Annotated in this window: 12 protein-coding genes and 2 tRNA genes; 3 read left to right on the plus strand and 11 right to left on the minus strand. The window is 71.0% G+C overall.

What is annotated here, in order from left to right; genetic code table 11:
• Nucleotide 1: 1 nt before the first annotated feature.
• The 5 genes from OHA64_RS16630 to leuS all read right to left on the minus strand — a co-directional run bounded on the left by OHA64_RS16630 (nt 2) and on the right by leuS (nt 8,818).
• Complete coding sequence (locus OHA64_RS16630) at nt 2-2,641, minus strand: ComEC/Rec2 family competence protein (protein ID WP_405613694.1); 2,640 nt, start codon at nt 2,639-2,641, stop codon at nt 2-4.
• The gene (locus tag OHA64_RS16635) at nt 2,638-3,849 is read right to left on the minus strand and encodes a helix-hairpin-helix domain-containing protein (protein ID WP_405613696.1); all 1,212 of its coding nucleotides are present in this window, start codon (nt 3,847-3,849) and stop codon (nt 2,638-2,640) included. Before OHA64_RS16635 ends, OHA64_RS16630 begins: the two co-directional genes overlap by 4 nt.
• Nucleotides 3,850-4,071: 222 nt before the next feature.
• A complete protein-coding gene (locus OHA64_RS16640; RefSeq protein ID WP_405613698.1) occupies nt 4,072-4,917 on the minus strand; it encodes a DegV family protein in 846 nt (281 codons plus the stop codon).
• 72 nt (nt 4,918-4,989) lie between these two features.
• A complete protein-coding gene (locus OHA64_RS16645) occupies nt 4,990-5,730 on the minus strand; it encodes a hypothetical protein (RefSeq protein ID WP_405613700.1) in 741 nt (246 codons plus the stop codon).
• A gap of 208 nt (nt 5,731-5,938) precedes the next feature.
• Complete coding sequence (gene leuS / locus OHA64_RS16650; protein WP_405613702.1) at nt 5,939-8,818, minus strand: leucine--tRNA ligase; 2,880 nt, start codon at nt 8,816-8,818, stop codon at nt 5,939-5,941.
• A gap of 450 nt (nt 8,819-9,268) precedes the next feature.
• Here leuS and OHA64_RS16655 point away from each other — a divergent pair, with 450 nt between their 5' ends.
• Complete coding sequence (locus OHA64_RS16655; RefSeq protein WP_405613704.1) at nt 9,269-10,561, plus strand: cytochrome b/b6 domain-containing protein; 1,293 nt, start codon at nt 9,269-9,271, stop codon at nt 10,559-10,561.
• Nucleotides 10,558-12,171 carry an NADH-ubiquinone oxidoreductase-F iron-sulfur binding region domain-containing protein gene (locus OHA64_RS16660; RefSeq protein ID WP_405613706.1) on the plus strand — a complete coding sequence of 538 codons (1,614 nt, stop codon included), beginning with the start codon at nt 10,558-10,560 and terminating at the stop codon, nt 12,169-12,171. Before OHA64_RS16655 ends, OHA64_RS16660 begins: the two co-directional genes overlap by 4 nt.
• 228 nt (nt 12,172-12,399) lie before the next feature.
• Here OHA64_RS16660 and OHA64_RS16665 read toward each other — a convergent pair.
• The 3 genes from OHA64_RS16665 to OHA64_RS16675 form a co-directional block, all read right to left on the minus strand.
• Nucleotides 12,400-12,472: transfer RNA gene (locus OHA64_RS16665), tRNA-Ala, on the minus strand.
• Nucleotides 12,473-12,604: 132 nt separating this feature from the next.
• The gene (locus OHA64_RS16670; RefSeq protein ID WP_053750770.1) at nt 12,605-12,838 is read right to left on the minus strand and encodes a hypothetical protein; all 234 of its coding nucleotides are present in this window, start codon (nt 12,836-12,838) and stop codon (nt 12,605-12,607) included.
• A 246-nt stretch (nt 12,839-13,084) separates the two neighbouring features.
• Nucleotides 13,085-14,452, minus strand: a complete 1,368-nt coding sequence (locus OHA64_RS16675; protein WP_405613708.1) for an MFS transporter — start codon at nt 14,450-14,452, stop codon at nt 13,085-13,087.
• A gap of 214 nt (nt 14,453-14,666) precedes the next feature.
• Between OHA64_RS16675 and OHA64_RS16680 the strand changes: the two genes are divergently transcribed.
• Complete coding sequence (locus OHA64_RS16680; RefSeq protein WP_405613710.1) at nt 14,667-15,536, plus strand: helix-turn-helix transcriptional regulator; 870 nt, start codon at nt 14,667-14,669, stop codon at nt 15,534-15,536.
• 53 nt (nt 15,537-15,589) lie between these two features.
• Here OHA64_RS16680 and OHA64_RS16685 read toward each other — a convergent pair.
• From OHA64_RS16685 to rsfS, 3 genes are all read right to left on the minus strand, one after another.
• Nucleotides 15,590-15,662 (minus strand) — tRNA-Ala (locus OHA64_RS16685).
• 140 nt (nt 15,663-15,802) lie between these two features.
• Complete coding sequence (locus tag OHA64_RS16690; protein ID WP_405613712.1) at nt 15,803-16,477, minus strand: histidine phosphatase family protein; 675 nt, start codon at nt 16,475-16,477, stop codon at nt 15,803-15,805.
• Nucleotides 16,474-16,917 carry a ribosome silencing factor gene (rsfS, locus tag OHA64_RS16695; protein WP_405613714.1) on the minus strand — a complete coding sequence of 148 codons (444 nt, stop codon included), beginning with the start codon at nt 16,915-16,917 and terminating at the stop codon, nt 16,474-16,476. The genes OHA64_RS16690 and rsfS overlap by 4 nt, the downstream gene beginning before the upstream one ends.
• Nucleotides 16,918-17,022: the final 105 nt, after the last annotated feature.

Here is a 17,022-nt window from a genome sequence, read left to right on the forward strand (position 1 = left end):
CTCAGTCTCGCGCCACCCTGAGCTCTCCGCCGCCCGTGCCCTCACCTCCCGCTACCGCGAGCGCTCCGTCCCGATCGGTTCGCAGCACCCTCGCGCCCCCGGCCTGCAGCGCCTCGACCGTGCTGGGAGCCGGGTGTCCGTACGGGTTGTCGGCACCACAACTGATGAGCGCCAGGCGCGGGGCCACCCGGCGTATGAGTTCCGGGTCCTGGTAGGCCGAGCCGTGGTGGGCGACCTTGAGCACGTCCACCCCGGCCAGCGCCATGCCCGCCGGTGACCGCAACAGCGCCTGCTGCGCCGGGGGTTCCAGGTCCCCGAGCAGCAGGAACCTCAGCCCCGCCGACCGGACCAGCAGAGTGACACTGGCGTCGTTCGGCCCCTCCGGATCCGGAGCCGGCCGCGGGGGCGGCCACAGCACCTCCCAGGACAGCTCCCCGGTACGCAGCCGCTCTCCGGCCACGGCACGCGTCACCGGAATGTGGCGGTCCGCCGCCTGCCCGCGTACGAACTCGGCCTGGTCCACGGGCTCCTCATAGCCCGTCGTGGCGATCGCGCCCACCGAACGTCCACGCAGCACCCCGGGCAACCCCGCCACGTGGTCGGCGTGGAAGTGGGTCAGCACCACCAGCGGCACCCTGGTGATGCCGAGCGCCCGCAGGCACTGGTCGACCAGCGCCGGATCGGGTCCGGCGTCCACGACCACTCCGGTGCCCTCGTCCGCCGCGAGCACCGTCGCGTCGCCCTGTCCCACATCGCACATCGCCAGCCGCCAGCCCGGTGGCGGCCACCCCGTGATCACCCTGGTCAGCGGCGGTGGCTGCACCACCACCAGCACGAGCAGCAGCCCGCACGCCCCGCACAGCCAGGGGTGCCTCAGCAGCCGTCGGCCGATCAGCAGGACGACCACCGTGACGAGTAGGAGCAGCGCCGCCCCTGCCCAGGTGTCGGGCCAGTCCACTCCCCCGCCCGGCAGGGCCGCCCCGGCGCGGGCGATCTGGGCGATCCACTCCGCGGGCCAACTCGCGCACCAGGCCAGCCCCTTGGCCACCGGCATCACCACCGGCGCGGTGGCCAGCGCCGCGAAGCCCAGCACCGTGGCGGGTGCGACCGCGAACTCCACGAGGAGGTTGCACGGCACTGCCACCAGGCTCACGCGCGCCGACAACACCACCACGACGGGGGCACACAGCGCCTGCGCGGCAGCCGCGGCGGCCAGCGCCTCCGCCAGACGCGGCGGCACCCGGCGCGCCCGCAGCGCGAGGCTCCAACGGGGCGCGAGCGTGAGCAGGGCTCCGGTGGCCAGGACGGAGAGCAGGAAGCCGTAGCTCCGGGCCAGCCAGGGGTCGTACAACACCAGCAGCAGCACGGCCGTCGCCAGTGCCGGGATCAGCGATCTGCGGCGACCGGTGGCGAGCGCGACCAGTGCGACTGCTCCACAGGCCGCCGCCCGCAGCACACTCGGGTCCGGTCGGCACACCACGACGAATCCGAGGGTGAGTCCGCCGCCCAACAGCGCGGTCGTCCGCAGCGACATCCCGAGGCGGGGCGCGAGCCCGCGCCGCTCGACGTGTTGGGCCAGCCCGGGCGGCCCGACGAGCAGGGCCAGGATGATGGTGAGGTTGCTGCCCGAGACGGCGAGCGTGTGCGCGAGGTCGGTCTCCTTGAAGGCCTCGTCCAGCTCCGGGGTGATCCGCGCGGTGTCCCCCACGACCAGCCCGGGCAGCAGCGCCCGCGCGTCCCCCGACAGTCCGTCCGTGGCCTCCCTGAGCCCGGCCCGCAGCCGGCCCGCGAACCGCTGCGGCGCCGACGGTGCGCCCACCACGTCCGGTGCCGCCCGGCCCCGTACCCGCAGCACGGCCGCGACCCGGTCGCCGCCCACCATCGCGGGCGCCAGCCGCGCGGTCACCCGCAGCCGGGTGGACGGCAGCAGCCCGAGCCACGGCGACCGTCCCGGCCCTTCGACGACCGGACGCGTGCCTGCCGTCGCCCCTTCTGCGGCAGTGCGCGATCCTCCTGTGATCCCAGCGGCGTCAGGCGGACCGGTCATCGCGGCAGCCGCGTCGACGAACACCAGCACCGGCGCGCGTGTCGTCACCGCCGTACCGTCAGCCGTCTCGACGCGTCGTACATCAGCGTTGATCAGCACCGACGTCGGCGCCGCGTGGTCCCCCCTGATCCGAGGCCGGGTGAGCCGGGGATCGGAGGTCACCTGAATGTCCGCGGTCACCGTGGCGTACTGCCGCGCCAGCGTCGGAACCGGCCCCCGCCGAAGGTCAGCCCCGTGGAGCCCGGCGGAGGCCGCGGCCGCCGCGACGCAGAGCAGCACGGCGGCGACCGAGACGTGCGCCCAGGTCACCCGCCCGGGACGAGCACGCACACGCGCGCACACCAGGAGGGCACCGCCTGCGGCGACGCACACGGCCACCAGGACGATCACCAGGTCCGGTGGCGCGCTCAGTGTCAGCGCGGCGGTCGCCCAGGCCGCGAGTGCGGGCGGGACCAGCCGTAGGTCCGTCGGTCCTTCCTGCCGTGGGTGGGCGGCTCCGAGCCGTTTTCCCGAGGTGGCGTGGACGGCGTGGCGTGGCGGGGAGGTGGCGGGTTCAGGCGGGGTGCGGGGCGTGCGCCTGGTGGGCGTACTCATGGCCTTACGAGATTTCGCAGGTCGGCGAAGCGGCGGTCACCGATGCCGTTGACCTCGCGCAACTCGTCCACCGAGCGGAAACCGCCGTGCTGGGTGCGGTAGTCGATGATGTGCTGGGCCAGCACCGGGCCGACTCCGGGCAGGGTGTCGAGCTGCTCCACGGTTGCCGTGTTGAGGAGGACGGGGGCCGCCGGTGCCGCCCCCGCAACGGCGCCGGCCGCACCGCCGACGGCGGGAACACCGCCCGAGCCGGGTACCGCGGGGACGACGGGGCCCCCGACGACCACCTGTTCCCCGTCCACCAGGAAGCGAGCACGGTTGAGGCCGTCGGTGTTCGTCCCCGGCCGCACTCCACCGGCCGCGCGCAACGCGTCCGCGACCCGTGAACCCGCCGGCAGACTATGGATTCCGGGCTCGCGCACCTTGCCACCGACATCCACGACGATCTCGGCGGCCGCCGTACCCACAGCACTCGGCACACCGTCCGGCGCGGCGGACGGTGTCTCCTCGCCGGGCTCCCCTGCACCGTACGGCTGGGCCGCCCGCACCACCTCGGGCGCGTGTACGGATTGGGTCCGGCCGGCCCAGAAGTGCTGCACGGCGAAGGCGCCGACGACGACAAGCAGCACCGTGAGCGCGAGCACACCCCGCCGCTCCAGACCGCATCGCGTCTGCAGCCACACCGGCATCCGCTCCCGCAGGGCCATCCCGACCCGTGCCCGCCGCCCACCCGCAGCTGTCCCGGCCAGGTCGCCGAGCCCTACGTCCCTGTCGTCCTCGGCGACGAAACCCCCCACGGCCAGGTGGTCGGGGGATGCCATGCCGCCCCGGACCACGTGGTCATGGTCACGAGACGCCACATCGCCCACAGCCGCACCGGAGGGCCGTAATCCCCCGTCGCCGACCTCGGAGACGTCAGTGGAGTCAGTGACCTCCGCGACATCCGCGGCCCGCTCTTCCCCACCCGGCGGCCCCTTCCCCGACTCCCGCCATTCCCCGGCGCGTTCGGCGAACAACGCCTGCGCCCTGCGGCGGAGCTCGTCGGCGGAGGCGTGCCGGTGTCGGGCGACGCCGCCGCGCGTGGGCGGACGGCGGTGACGGGTGCGGGTAGTGGTCCGTGCAGAGGTACGGGTCCGACCGTCTGAGGTGGGCCCGCGTCCGGGGCCGCTGGTCGCCGTCGCTGTGCGTGAACGTGATCGAAGTGCCATGCGCCGAGGATCTGACACCTCGCCACCATCGCGATGATCTTGGTCAATTCCCGGGGACTACCGCCCGGTTGTGGAAAACTCCACCACCCACACGAGTGAACGGCCCCCACCGCACACCCATGCCTACGCACACATAGACACCCGCGCCCTCGCCCGCCCACCACTCCACGTAATCCGCCACTCCACCGGACACGCGCACACCCACCACACCCGGGCCCCGTCTCAGCGCGGTGAGACCACGACTCCCAGCAACCCGGGCCCCGTGTGCGCCCCGATCACGGCCCCGACCTCGCTCACATGCAGATCGGCGAGTTCCGGCACCCTCGCCCGCAACCGGTCCGCCAGGGCAGTAGCCCGGTCGGGGGCGGCGAGATGGTGGACGGCGATGTCGACCTGTGCGCTGCCGGCCCGGTCGGCCGCGATCTCCTCCAGCCGGGCGATGGCCTTCGACGCCGTCCGCACCTTCTCCAAGGGCTCGATCCGTCCGCCGCGCAGCTGCAGCAACGGCTTCACCGCGAGCGCCGACCCGAAGAGGGCCTGCGCGGCACCGATCCGGCCGCCGCGGCGCAGAAAGTCGAGGGTGTCGACATAGAAATACGCGGACGTGCCCGCCGCCCGTTTCTCCGCCGCCGTGACGGCCTCGTCCACCGTGCCACCCGCCTCCGCCACCTCGGCCGCCGCGAGCGCGCAGAACCCGAGGGCCATCGCGACCATGCCGGTGTCCACCACCCGCACCGGCACCGGCGCTTCCCGCGCCGCTACGACCGCCGCGTCGTGCGTACCGGAGAGTTCGGCGGACAGGTGCAGGGAGACGATGCCGGTGGCGCCGGACTCGGCGACCCTGCGGTAGGTCTCGGCGAACACCTGGGGGCTGGGCCGCGAAGTGGTGACGGGCCGTCGCTTCTGGAGGGCCTGGGCCAGGGAGCGGGTCGAGATCTCGGTGCCCTCTTCGAGGGCCTGGTCGCCGAGGACCACGGTCAGGGGAACCGCGGTGATGCCGTGCCGCTCCATCGTCCGTTGCGGCAGGTAGGCCGTTGAATCGGTGACGATCGCGACATGGCGGGACATGAGCTGGAGGTTACCTGCCGTAGCGGGCACGCCGCAGCCCGGCCCCTCCCACCTGGGCACCCGTGTGCGGGATCAAGTCGTGCTCTCGGGGCGGGGCTTCTTCTGCCAGGGGTACGTGGGGCGCGGGCCCGGCGGGGTGATCGCGGGCCGCTCCGACTCCTCGGTGGTGCCGGCGCGGGGAGTCTCGGGCCAGGTCTGCTGAGCCGTGGTCCCGTCGGCGGTCCGGGCCTCGGGCCACGGGGGCGACGGTGTGGCGGTCGTGGGTTCCGTGGTCGTCCAGTGCCGCAGCGCGCCCGCCTCCACGTCGATCTGCGTGCTCAGCGAGTCCAGGTCGTCGTCGGCGAAACGGCGGGCTCGGTCGCGGCTGGCCCAGCGCAGTGAGTCCGCCGACTTGATGATGCGCTCGGTGCGCTCGCGCAGCCCGGGCAGCCGCTCGGCGAGCGTGGTCCGGTCGGGCTCGGACTCCAGGCGCCGGAGTTCGCCGTCCAGTTCGTGTCCGTGCGCGCTGAGCCGCTCGAAGAGGCCGAGGGACTCCTTGAGGGACTCGTCCTCGGCCACCCCCGCGCTCAGCGCCTCCTGGGTGGCGCGCATCGACGTGCGCAGCTTCAGCCGCAGCTGGGCGATCTCGCCCGCCGCACCGAACTGGGTGAAGGACTTGGCCCGCAGCGTGTGGTCCTCGACCGTGCGGCGGGCCTGGGTGAGGGTGCGGTCCACTCCGCGCTTGGCGGCGCCCACCACTTTCACCGTCGCATAGACGCCGAGCACCACGAAGAGCACGAAGAGCAGGGCGATTACTGCGATCACTGCTTCCACCAGCTCCTCCTCGACCGGCCTCGGCGCACTCCGCGCCTCTCTTCAACGGTAAACGCAACAGGCAGGCCCGGAGTTCCAGAAAAACCCCGAACCTGCCCGTAGGGGACGACCCCTATACGCTCACTCCCGGCCCGCGGACGAAGGCCGGCATCACTCATGAACGCCGACATCAGCCACGTAGGCCCAAGGCCCAAGGCGAAACGACCGCCTACGCCGGAACGATGTTCACCAGCTTCGGCGCCCGCACGATCACCTTGCGGATCCCCGCCCCGTCCAGCGCCGCCACGACCTTGTCGTCGGCCAGGGCGGCCTTCTCCAGCTCGTCGTCGGAGATGGACGGCGAGACCTCCAGGCGGGCCTTGACCTTGCCCTTGACCTGGACCACACAGGTCACGGTCTCGTCCACGACGTAGGCAGGGTCGGCGACCGGGAAGTCCCGGTGCACGACCGAGCCGGTGTGGCCCAGCCTGCGCCACAGTTCCTCGGCGATGTGCGGGGCCAGCGGCGCGACCAGCAGCACCAGCGGCTCGGCCACGGACCGCGGCACCGCCCCGCCCGCCTTGGTCAGATGGTTGTTCAGTTCGGTGACCTTGGCGATGGCGGTGTTGAACCGCATGCCCTCCAGGTCCTGGCGCACCCCGTCGATCGCCTTGTGCAGGGCACGCAGGGTGTCCTCGTCGGCCCCGGCGTCCACGACGGTCGGCTCACCGGTCGCCTCGTCGACGATGTTGCGCCACAGCCGCTGCAGCAGCCGGAACTGGCCGACCACCGCGCGCGTGTCCCACGGCCGGGACACGTCCAGCGGGCCCATCGCCATCTCGTACAGACGCAGCGTGTCGGCGCCGTACTCGGCGCAGATCTCGTCCGGAGTGACCGCGTTCTTCAGGGACTTGCCCATCTTGCCCAGCAGCCGGGAGACCTTCTCGCCCTGGTAGTAGTACGCGCCGTCGCGCTCCTCCACCTCGGCGGCCGGGACAGCGATACCCCGGCTGTCGCGGTAGACGAAAGCCTGGATCATGCCCTGGTTGAACAGCTTGTGGAAGGGCTCGACCGAGGAGACGTGCCCCAGGTCGAACAGCACCTTGGACCAGAAGCGCGCGTACAGCAGGTGCAGCACGGCGTGCTCGGCGCCGCCGACGTACAGGTCGACACCGCCGTGCGGCTGGCCCTCGCGCGGGCCCATCCAGTACTGCTCGATCTCCGGGTCGACCAGCTTCTGGTCGTTGTGCGGGTCCAGGTAGCGCAGCTCGTACCAGCAGGAACCGGCCCAGTTGGGCATGGTGTTGGTCTCACGACGGTACTTGCGCGGGCCGCGTCCGTCGCCCAGGTCCAGGGTGACGTCGACCCAGTCCTCGTTGCGGGACAGCGGGGTCTCGGGCTGGGTGTCGGCGTCGTCCGGGTCGAAGGTGCGCGGCGAGTAGTCCTCGACCTCCGGGAGCTCCAGCGGCAGCATCGACTCGGGCAGCGGGTGGGCGATGCCCTCCTCGTCGTAGACGATCGGGAAGGGCTCGCCCCAGTAGCGCTGCCGGCTGAACAGCCAGTCACGCAGCCGGAAGTTGACAGTGCCCTCGCCGATGCCCTTGCGCTCCAGCCACTCGGTGATGCGCGCCTTGGCGTCAGCGACGCCCAGGCCGTCCAGCGAGATCTCGGCGTTGGAGGAGTTGATGATCTTCGCGTCGTGCGCCCCGAAGGCCTGCTCCCACGTCGATGTGTCGGTGCCTCGGCCGTCGGTCGGCTCGACGATGCAGTGGATCGGCAGCTCGAAGGCGCGCGCGAACTCGAAGTCGCGCTGGTCGCCGGCCGGGACGGCCATGATCGCGCCGGTGCCGTAGCCCATCAGGACGTAGTCGGCGATGAAGACGGGGATCCGGTCGCCGTTGACCGGGTTGGTCGCGTACGCGCCGATGAAGACGCCGGTCTTGTCCTTGGCCTCGGCCTGCCGCTCGACGTCGGACTTCGAGGCGGCCTGCGCGCGGTACGCGGCGACGGCTTCGGCCGGGCTCGCGTGACCGCCGGTCCACACCTCGTGGGTGCCCTCGGGCCAGGTGTCCGGGGTGAACTTCTCGACCAGGGGGTGCTCGGGGGCCAGCACCATGTAGGTCGCGCCGAACAGGGTGTCCGGGCGGGTCGTGAAGACCGTGATGCGCTCGCCGTCGATCGGGAAGTCGACCCGGGCGCCCTCGGAGCGGCCGATCCAGTTGCGCTGCTGCAGCTTGATGGCCTCGGGCCAGTCCAGCGCATCCAGGTCGTCCAGCAGCCGGTCGGCATAGGCGGTGATGCGCATGTTCCACTGGCGCAGCTTGGCCTTGAAGACCGGGTAGTTGCCGCGCTCGGAGCGGCCGTCGGCGGTGACCTCCTCGTTGGCCAGTACGGTGCCCAGGCCGGGGCACCAGTTGACCGGCGCGTCGGAGGCGTAGGCCAGTCGGTACTCGCTCAGGACGTCGGCGCGCTCGGCGGCGCTCAGCTCGCCCCACGCGCGCGTGTGCCCCGGTACGGGACGCTCACCGGACTCGAAGCGGGCGATCAGCTCGGAGATCGGGCGGGCCCGGTCCGCCTCGTCGTCGTACCAGGAGTTGAAGATCTGCAGGAAGATCCACTGGGTCCACTTGTAGTAGTCCGGGTCGATCGTGGCGAACGACCGGCGCTTGTCGTGGCCCAGGCCCAGCCGGCGCAGCTGGGACGTCATGTTCTCGATGTTGGCCTCTGTGGACACGCGCGGGTGCGTGCCGGTCTGCACGGCGTACTGCTCGGCGGGCAGACCGAAGGCGTCGAAGCCCAGCGTGTGCAGGACGTTGTGGCCGGTCATGCGCTGGAAGCGCGCGAAGACATCGGTGGCGATGTAGCCCAGGGGGTGACCGACGTGCAAGCCCGCACCGGAGGGATACGGGAACATGTCCATGATGAACTTCTTGGGCCTGGCGACCAGCTCACGATCCCCGGCCAGGTCACCCGTCGGGTTCGGCGCCGCGTAGGTGCCCTCGGCGTCCCAGAAGTCCTGCCAGCGTGCCTCGATGTCGGCCGCCATGGCAGCCGTGTAGCGGTGCGGCGCGGCCACCTCGGCGGCGGCAGCGGGGTTCGTCTCGCTCATGATCCTCAAAGCTCCATCGATCGTCTCTGCCGGCGGCTGCGACATCCAAGAAACGAAAAATCCCCTCGCACAGGAGGGGACGCCGCGCCGATGCCGACCTCGGTCTCTCACCGGCGGTCGGGACTGATCAGCGCGGCCCGCTAAGCAGAAGGCGTACGGCACGCATGCGGTTAGGGTACCGCAGCCCTTGAGCAGGACGCGACGCGCTTACGTATGCCTTATAGGCACCGGGCGCCGCCCCCACGGACCACGTGGGCACGATCGGTCACACTGGACCACAACTGAATCAAGGTCAAAAGTTACTTCGCGTAACAGCTAGTAAGGGACACCGCAACGGCCTCATCGTCATTTGATAACAACGCAATAACTCAAACCTCGTACCGATCGGTATGGCGCCACTTAAAGTGCGGCAGCGGGACCGCTTTCCCGAAACTGCTCGGAGTTGCCCCCATGAACCCTCGTCGTAGTAACAGCACGCTTCCTCAGCCCGGCCGGTCGGCCTATGGGGTGGCGTCGGCTGTCGTCCTGCTCCTCATACCCGTAGTCGTGCTGGTCGGAGGTGAACGGTTCCGCGACTTCCTCAACTTCGGCGCGGGCGTACTGTCCCTCGTATCGCTCAGTTGTTCGGTGATCTGGGGATTGGTCGCCCAGGACCGGATCTTCCTGAACACGCGCCAACGGATCATCGGACAGGCCGTGCACCGGACGACCGCGGTCGCCTCGATCGCGTTCCTGCTGCTGCACATCACCACGAAGATCGCGCTCGATCACACACAGCTGATCGCCGCCCTGATCCCGTTCTCGCTCGGCATCACCGGAGTCGAGGGCCTGATCGGCCTCGGCTCCCTGGCCGGCCTGCTCATGATCTTCGTGGGTATCACCGGCGCCCTGCGCAGCAGGTTCGCCTCCCCCGCCCCGGTGGCGGCCCGCTGGCGGGCCATGCACATGCTGGCCTACCCGGCCTGGTGCGCGGCGCTGGTCCACGGCCTGTACGCGGGCCGCACGGCCAAGCCGATCTTCGTGATCCTCTACGGCCTCTCGGTGCTCGGCGTCACCGCCGCCCTCGCCCTGCGCGCGGCCCCGCGCCCGGTCAAGCGCAGGGTCGCCGACCAGATCGGCGCGATCATGGGGACCCCCGAGGAGCGGCCGGGCCGCGACGGACTGGACGCGAGCCGGGCCCGGATGGCGGCGGAGTCCACGGGCACGCTGCCGGGCTACGAGAGCCGGCGCGGGACGCCCTCCCGGACCCGCTCGAATCCCGCGTACGAGGCCCCCGCGGCCCCGGAGCCCGCGAACGGCTTCGCAGCGGCCTACCGCGCCGTCTCCACGCCCCGAGGGGCGGGTCAGCAGCAGTTCGCCGCCGACCAGACCGCGCGCATGGACGTGCCGCTGGACATGCAGCCCACAGAGGCGATCCCACGGATGGACGGCAGCGGCAGCACGTCGGGCAGCTGGCCCATCCCGTCCCCGCCGCCGGTCGGCGAGGCGCCCCCGTCGGCCTACGACCCGCTCAACGACACCGGATACAACATCCCGGCCTATGGCAATCCGGGCGCATCCGGTTATGGGTCAAGTGATGTGTACGACACCACTGAGACAAACAACCTCTACGGCGCGTACTACCCGGACGACACGTACAACAACAGCGGTCCCGCCACTGAACCATCGCCCGGTGCCGGGTACGACTTCGACGCACCGGGTTCGGGCGAACCTTGGAACATGCCTTCCGGAGGCTATAGGTGAACGAGGCCCTGCCCGACGTCCCCGAAGTCCGCGTGGTCGGCCTTCCCCAGCTCACGTCTGGCTTCGACCTTGTCGAGCGGCTCGATCTGCCCATGCACCTGAAGGTGCACGGGCCGCTCGAACCGATGGGCGGAGAGAAGCTCGCGCAGCTCTCCGAGCGCATCAACCTGAAGGGCCGCGGCGGCGCGGGTTTCCCCTTCCACAAGAAGCTGCGCTCGGTCGCCGAGGCGGCGATCAAGCGCGGCGTACGGCCGGTCGTCGTCGTCAACGGCAGCGAGGACGAGCCCGCCTGCCGCAAGGACACGGTGCTGATCAACCGTGCCCCGCACCTCATCCTGGACGGCGCGCTGCTGGTCGCGGAGGCGCTGGGTGCCCGCACGCTCGTGGTGGGGGTCACCCGCGAATCGACCCAGCGCTCCATGGAGGCCGCGCTCGCCGAACGGGGCCTCAGCAACAGCCGGAGGTCGGCGCTGCGCGCGAGCGTGCAGCGCAATCCGGTTCGGATGGTCACCGGCGCCGCCGCGTCGCTGATCCGATCCATCGACGGCGGTCCGGCGATCCCGCCCGGCCGCAAGGTCAGTGCCTCGCAGAACGGCGTCGGCGGCGCGCCCACACTGCTGTCGAACGCCGAGACCTTCGCCCAGCTCGCGATCGGCGCCCGTATCGGCCCCGAGCGCTACGGCAACACCGGTCTGTACGACGAGCCCGGCACCGTCATGCTCACGGTCTCCGGCGCGGTCGCCCGCCCCATGGTGATCGAGGTCCCCACCGGCGTGCCGCTGCGCTACGTCCTCCAGCTCGCCGGTGCCCCGCCGGTCCCGCAGGGCGTGCTGACCGGCGGCTACCACGGCAAGTGGATCGACTCGGCGACGGTCAACGAGGCGATCGTCTCCCGCAACTCCCTGGACGCGGTGGGCGGTGCGCTCGGCGCCGGCGCGATCCTGCCGATCAGTCAGGAGACCTGTCCGCTCGGCGAGTCGCTGCGCGTCGCGCAGTGGCTGGCCGAGGAGAGCGCGGGACAGTGCGGTCCCTGCTACCTCGGTCTGCCGGCCGCCGCGCGCGGCATGGAGGACATCATCAACGGCGGCGGACCGGCCGCCCTGGAGGCCCTCAAGCAGGTCGCCAAGAACGTGAAGCGGCGCGGCGCGTGTTCGCACCCCGACGGCTCCGCGATGTTCCTGGAGTCGACCATCAAGGCGTTCACGGACGACCTGGCCGCCCACGTCCTCGGAAACGGCTGCGGACGGCCCGTGGAGGGCGTTCTGCCGCTCTTCGAGGGCGGCAAGATGCCTACGGGCATCCCGGGTGGCAGCGAGGCAGAGGAGAACGGCCCCAGCCGCCAGAAGATCTACGTCGACTGGACGCTGTGCCGGGGCCACGGTCTGTGCGCGGACATCCTCCCCGAGGTCTTCGAACTCGGCGCCGACGGTTTCCCGACCGTCGCGCAGGCCCAAGTGCCGCGCTACGCCGAGGCGAAGGCGCTCCGCGCGGTCCGCCGCTGCCCCGCCCTCGCCCTGCGCATCGAGGAGGACACCCGCTCCCAGGGCGCGACCCGCAACAACCTGCCGGTCCTCTCCCAGGGCCGCGGCCGCCGGGCCCTGGGCCGCTGAGCGCGGGGAACGCGGACCGCGAGAAACGAGAAGAGGGGCCGCCTCCGGGAGAGACGGCCCCTTCAACTCCGGTCGCCCGACCGACGCTTGCGCCGGGCCGGACGGCCCTACCGGCGGGCCTCACAGGGGGTCCGTACGGCGAAGCCGCCACGCGCGGGACAGCCGCGTGAAAACGAGGAGGGCGACCCGTTCCGCGTTTTCCGCGGACTCAGGTCGCCCTCGCGCTTGTGGAGCTAAGGAGAATTGAACTCCTGACCTCCTGCATGCCATGCAGGCGCTCTACCAACTGAGCTATAGCCCCTCGCGGCCACGCGACGAAGCCGCATATTGACCGCGTCGCCCGGTTTCCCCGGCGACGACGCCAACTTTACCGGCCCACCGGGTGAGCACCAAATCGTTTCCACTCCGCCCTGATTCGTCACCTGATGTCCGCTTACGCGGTGACGAACGAATAGAACCGTTTGAGCGTGCAGTGCTCTTCGAGGAGCCGTCCGTAGATCGGCTCACCCTCCAGTTCACGGTACGTCTCGATCGGGTCGCCTTTTATGATCAGCGCCCGCGCGCATTCCTCGCACCAGTACTGGTACTCGGGGTTGACCGGTTCCATGTCCCGGACGATCGGCGTACCACTGCCACACCAGTCGCACTTTCGCCTGTGTGCACCCATCGATCAGCTCCAGCTGTGGCCGCAGGCCGTGCACACGTAGGAAACTCCCCCGTTGTCGCCGAGGACCTGAGCCACATGAACGGAACCGCAGGAAGGGCAGCTGAGACGGATGACCGTGTCCTGTGTCGCCGCTGCATCAAGGAGGTGGCCGACCTCCTTGAGGATGCTCGCAGGCATCACTGCTCCCTCCCGTAGGGCCGCGCTCCCTTCCGGCCGTTTGATTCTGCCACGGCCGGGCCAATACGGTCAGCGACGCCTCAGTACCAGTCCGGACACGGCACCCGCCGCGGCCGTCCCGGCCAGCGCGAACATGCACGCCAAAAGCGCCTCCGCAGAGGTATACGCCCCGGAGGCCGCCAGCGACTCAAGCCGGTTCAAGAACAGTGTGCCGAAGACCGCGACTCCGGTCAGCTGGCCGAGTTGTGTGACGGTGGCGAGCAGACCGCTGGCGTCCGCCGCGTACTCGGGCGCCACCGTGGCCAGAGCGCGGGTGAGCGTCGGACTGAAGGCGAGCGCGAGCCCGACGCCCACTCCGGCGTACGCGACGTACAGCAGCGCACCGCCGTCGTCACCGCCGCTCAGGTCCAGGCCCACGCCCACCAGGGCCAGCGCGGTGATCACGAACCCGGCCGGGGCCAGGGCGCGCTGCCAGGACGCGGGCCAGTTGCGCCAGGTCAGCCCGACCAGGCCGAAGACGACCGCGGTCGGCGCGAAGGTGAGGCCCGCCCGCAGCGCGCTGTAGCCGAGGCCGCCCTGCACATGCAGGGTGAGCGCGAACAGGAACCCCCCGTTGACGGCCATCACCGCGAGGATCCGGAACACGGCGAGGCCCATCCCCGGGTGGCGCAGCACCCGGGGCTCGATCAGCGGGGCTCCGCCGCGCCGGGCCAACCGCACCTCGTACGCGCAGAACAACCCGAACAACAGCGCGCTCGCCCCCAGCGACAGCCACGACCACAGCGGCCAGTCCTTTTCCTGCCCGAGCACCAACGGCACTGTGAAAAGCGACACGGCCGCCCCCAGCAGTACGAGTCCGGGCAGGTCGAGACCACGCGCCGGCTGCCGTCCCGCCGCGCCGTCTCCGGGCAGCAGGACACGCCGGCCGACCGCCAGCAGGACGAGGCCCACCGGAACGTTCACGAGGAACACCGGCCGCCAGCCGCTGCCGAACAGGTCGGCGCTGACCAGGATCCCGCCGACGACCTGCCCGGCGGCGGCGCCGACGGCGAGGACCGCCGAGTAGGCGCCGAGCGCCCTGACCCTGGCCTCGCCGGTGAAGTGACGCTGGATCAGGCTGAGCACCTGCGGGATCATCACCGCCGATCCGGCACCCTGCACCAGCCGGAACACGATCAGCTCGGTCGAGCCCTGCGCCAGACCGCAGGCGAGCGAGGCCGTGGTGAAGAGGGCGAGCCCGGCGAGATGGACCCTGCCGTGGCCGAACCGGGCGCCGAGGCGGGCGCCGGTGATCAGCAGCACGGAGTAGGTGATGGCGTATCCGGCGATCACCAGTTGCAGTTCGCCGCCCGACGCCCGCAGGTCGGTGCCTATGGTGGGCGCGGCGACGTTCACGATGAACACGTCGAGCAGCGCCATGAACTGGGCGGCCAGCACGAGCGCGAGCAGTGGCCGGGGCCGATTGTCAGTGCCGGGCGCTTTACTGATGGCACGGCTTGGAACGGGTGCGGGACCCGGCCCCGTCCTGGGAGTTGTCGTCATGCCGTTGAGCCTGGCGAGCTTCGAGTACGGGTGCCGAGAGCCCGCTGATGCTGGTACTGACAGCACCTGGCAGGGGACAGGTCGGGCACCGACGATGGGGGATGTGACGATGGGGACCACACAGCGCCGACGACCCGAGCTGGCCGCCTTCCTGCGCAGCAGGCGGGCCCGCGTGACCCCGGGGGACGTGGGCATGCCGCCGGGCTTCCGGCGCCGCACACCGGGGCTGCGGCGCGAGGAGGTCGCCCAGCTCTCGGGCGTGGGGGTCACCTGGTACACATGGCTGGAGCAGGGACGGCCCATCAACGCGTCCGCACAGGTCCTGGACGCCGTGGCGCGCACCCTGCGACTCGACGCCCCGGAGCGCGAGCATCTCTACCACCTCGCCGAAGTCCCCTACACGTCCTCTCCGGAGGCCCTCGTACAGACCGTCGGCCCGGAGATCCATGGCATCATCGACGCCCTCGATCCGCACCCGGCCGTCGTCTACAACTCGCGGTACGACATCCTGACCGCCAACTGCGCCTACCGCGACCTGTTCTACCCGGTGGCGACCCCGGCCGACGGCACTCCCAACGCGCTGTGGTCGCTGTTCACGGCGCCTGAGGAGGATTGCCCGCTGCGGTTCCGGGACGTGGAACTGCCGGTGATGGTGGCGACCCTGCGCGCCGCGTACGGGCTGCATGCCGGGGAGCCTGCCTGGGAGGGCTTCATACGCGGGCTGTCGACGGTCAGTCCCCTCTTCACGCGGTTGTGGGAGAGCGGCGACGTGGCGGAGCCCGGGAGGCGGGTGAAGGTCTTCCGGCACGCGGAGGTGGGCGAGCTGCGGATGACGTCGGTGTCGCTGTCGGTCAATGGCATGCCCGAGTGCCGGGTCGTCGTCTACACGCCGGACGACGAGGAGACGGAGCAGCGCACAGCTCTGTTGAGGGAGCGGCGGGAGTGGCCGCCGCTGGACATGAGAAATCCCGCCCCCTGAGGGACGGGATCTTCATCAAGTGATCTTTGACAACTCAACAGAGTGTCGATCTGTGGAGCTAAGGAGAATTGAACTCCTGACCTCCTGCATGCCATGCAGGCGCTCTACCAACTGAGCTATAGCCCCTTGTGCCACGCGGCGGAGCCGCATGGTGTCCCGCCCCGCTCAGCGGGGCGAACAAGAAGAACTTTAGCCTGCGACCTGCCGGAAAGTGAAATCCGGGTTCCCGGGCCCGTGGGGCCGTGTCCCGGAGGCCGGCGGGCCGCTCAGTCGTCGTCGCCGAGCACCGGCTCCGGGAGGGTGCCGGCGTTGTGTTCGAGGAGACGCCAGCCCCGAGCACCTTCACCGAGGACGGACCAACAGCAGTTGGAAAGTCCGCCGAGGCTCTCCCAGTGGTGGGCCTCCAGGCCGAGGAGACGTCCGATCGTGGTGCGGATCGTGCCACCGTGGCTGACCACGACCAGCGTGCCGTTCTCGGGCAGCTTCTCGGCGTGCCGCAGCACGACGGGGGCGGCACGGTCGGCGACCTCGGACTCCAGTTCACCGCCGCCGCGGCGCACCGCCTCACCGCGCTTCCACCCGGCGTACTCCTCGCCGTACCGGGCGATGATCTCCTGGTGCGTCAGCCCCTGCCAGGCGCCCGCGTAGGTCTCGCGCAGGCCCTCGTCATGGGTCACGTCCAGGCCGGTGAGCTCGGCGAGCTCGGCGGCCGTGTTCGCGGCCCGCTGGAGGTCGGAGGCAACGATCGAGTGGGGCTTGAGGGAGGCGAGCAGCCGGGCGGCACGGCGGGCCTGGCCGACGCCGGTCTCGGTGAGCTCGACGTCCGTGGTGCCCTGGAAGCGGCGCTCCACGTTCCACGAGGTCTGGCCGTGCCGCCAGAGAATGACGCGGCGGCCCCGGCCCGGTTTGCGTCCCGCGTCGGCGCCGGCGGGTGCGCTCACCGCAGCTCCCCGAAGTCGGCGGCGTCCTCCTCGGCCTGCAGCTTGGCGTGCTCCTCGGCCTTGCCGCGGGTCGCCGTGGCGTCGGCGGGCAGCTCGATCTCGGGGCAGTCCTTCCACAGCCGTTCGAGGGCGTAGAAGACGCGCTCCTCGCTGTGCTGGACGTGGACGACGATGTCGATGTAGTCGAGGAGGATCCAGCGGGCCTCGCGGTCGCCCTCGCGGCGCACCGGCTTGGCGCCGAGCTCCTTCGAGAGCCGCTCCTCGATCTCGTCGACGATCGACTTGACCTGACGGTCGTTGGGGGCGGAGGCCACCAGGAAGGCGTCCGTGATCGACAGGACGTCGCTGACGTCGTAGGCGATCACGTCGTGGGCGAGTTTGTCGGCGGCCGCCTGGGCGGCGGTGGTGATGAGCTCCAGGGAGCGGTCAGTCGCGGTCACTGCAAGGCTTTCGGTCGGCGGTCGATTGACCCCAAGGGTCTCACGGCCGGACGAGGGCACCCCACGTGATGGCCGCCGCACGTGGGGTGCCGCCCCTTGGTCAGG

The organism is Streptomyces sp. NBC_00076 (assembly GCF_045041235.1).
In the GTDB taxonomy this organism is placed as follows: Bacteria; Actinomycetota; Actinomycetes; order Streptomycetales; family Streptomycetaceae; genus Streptomyces.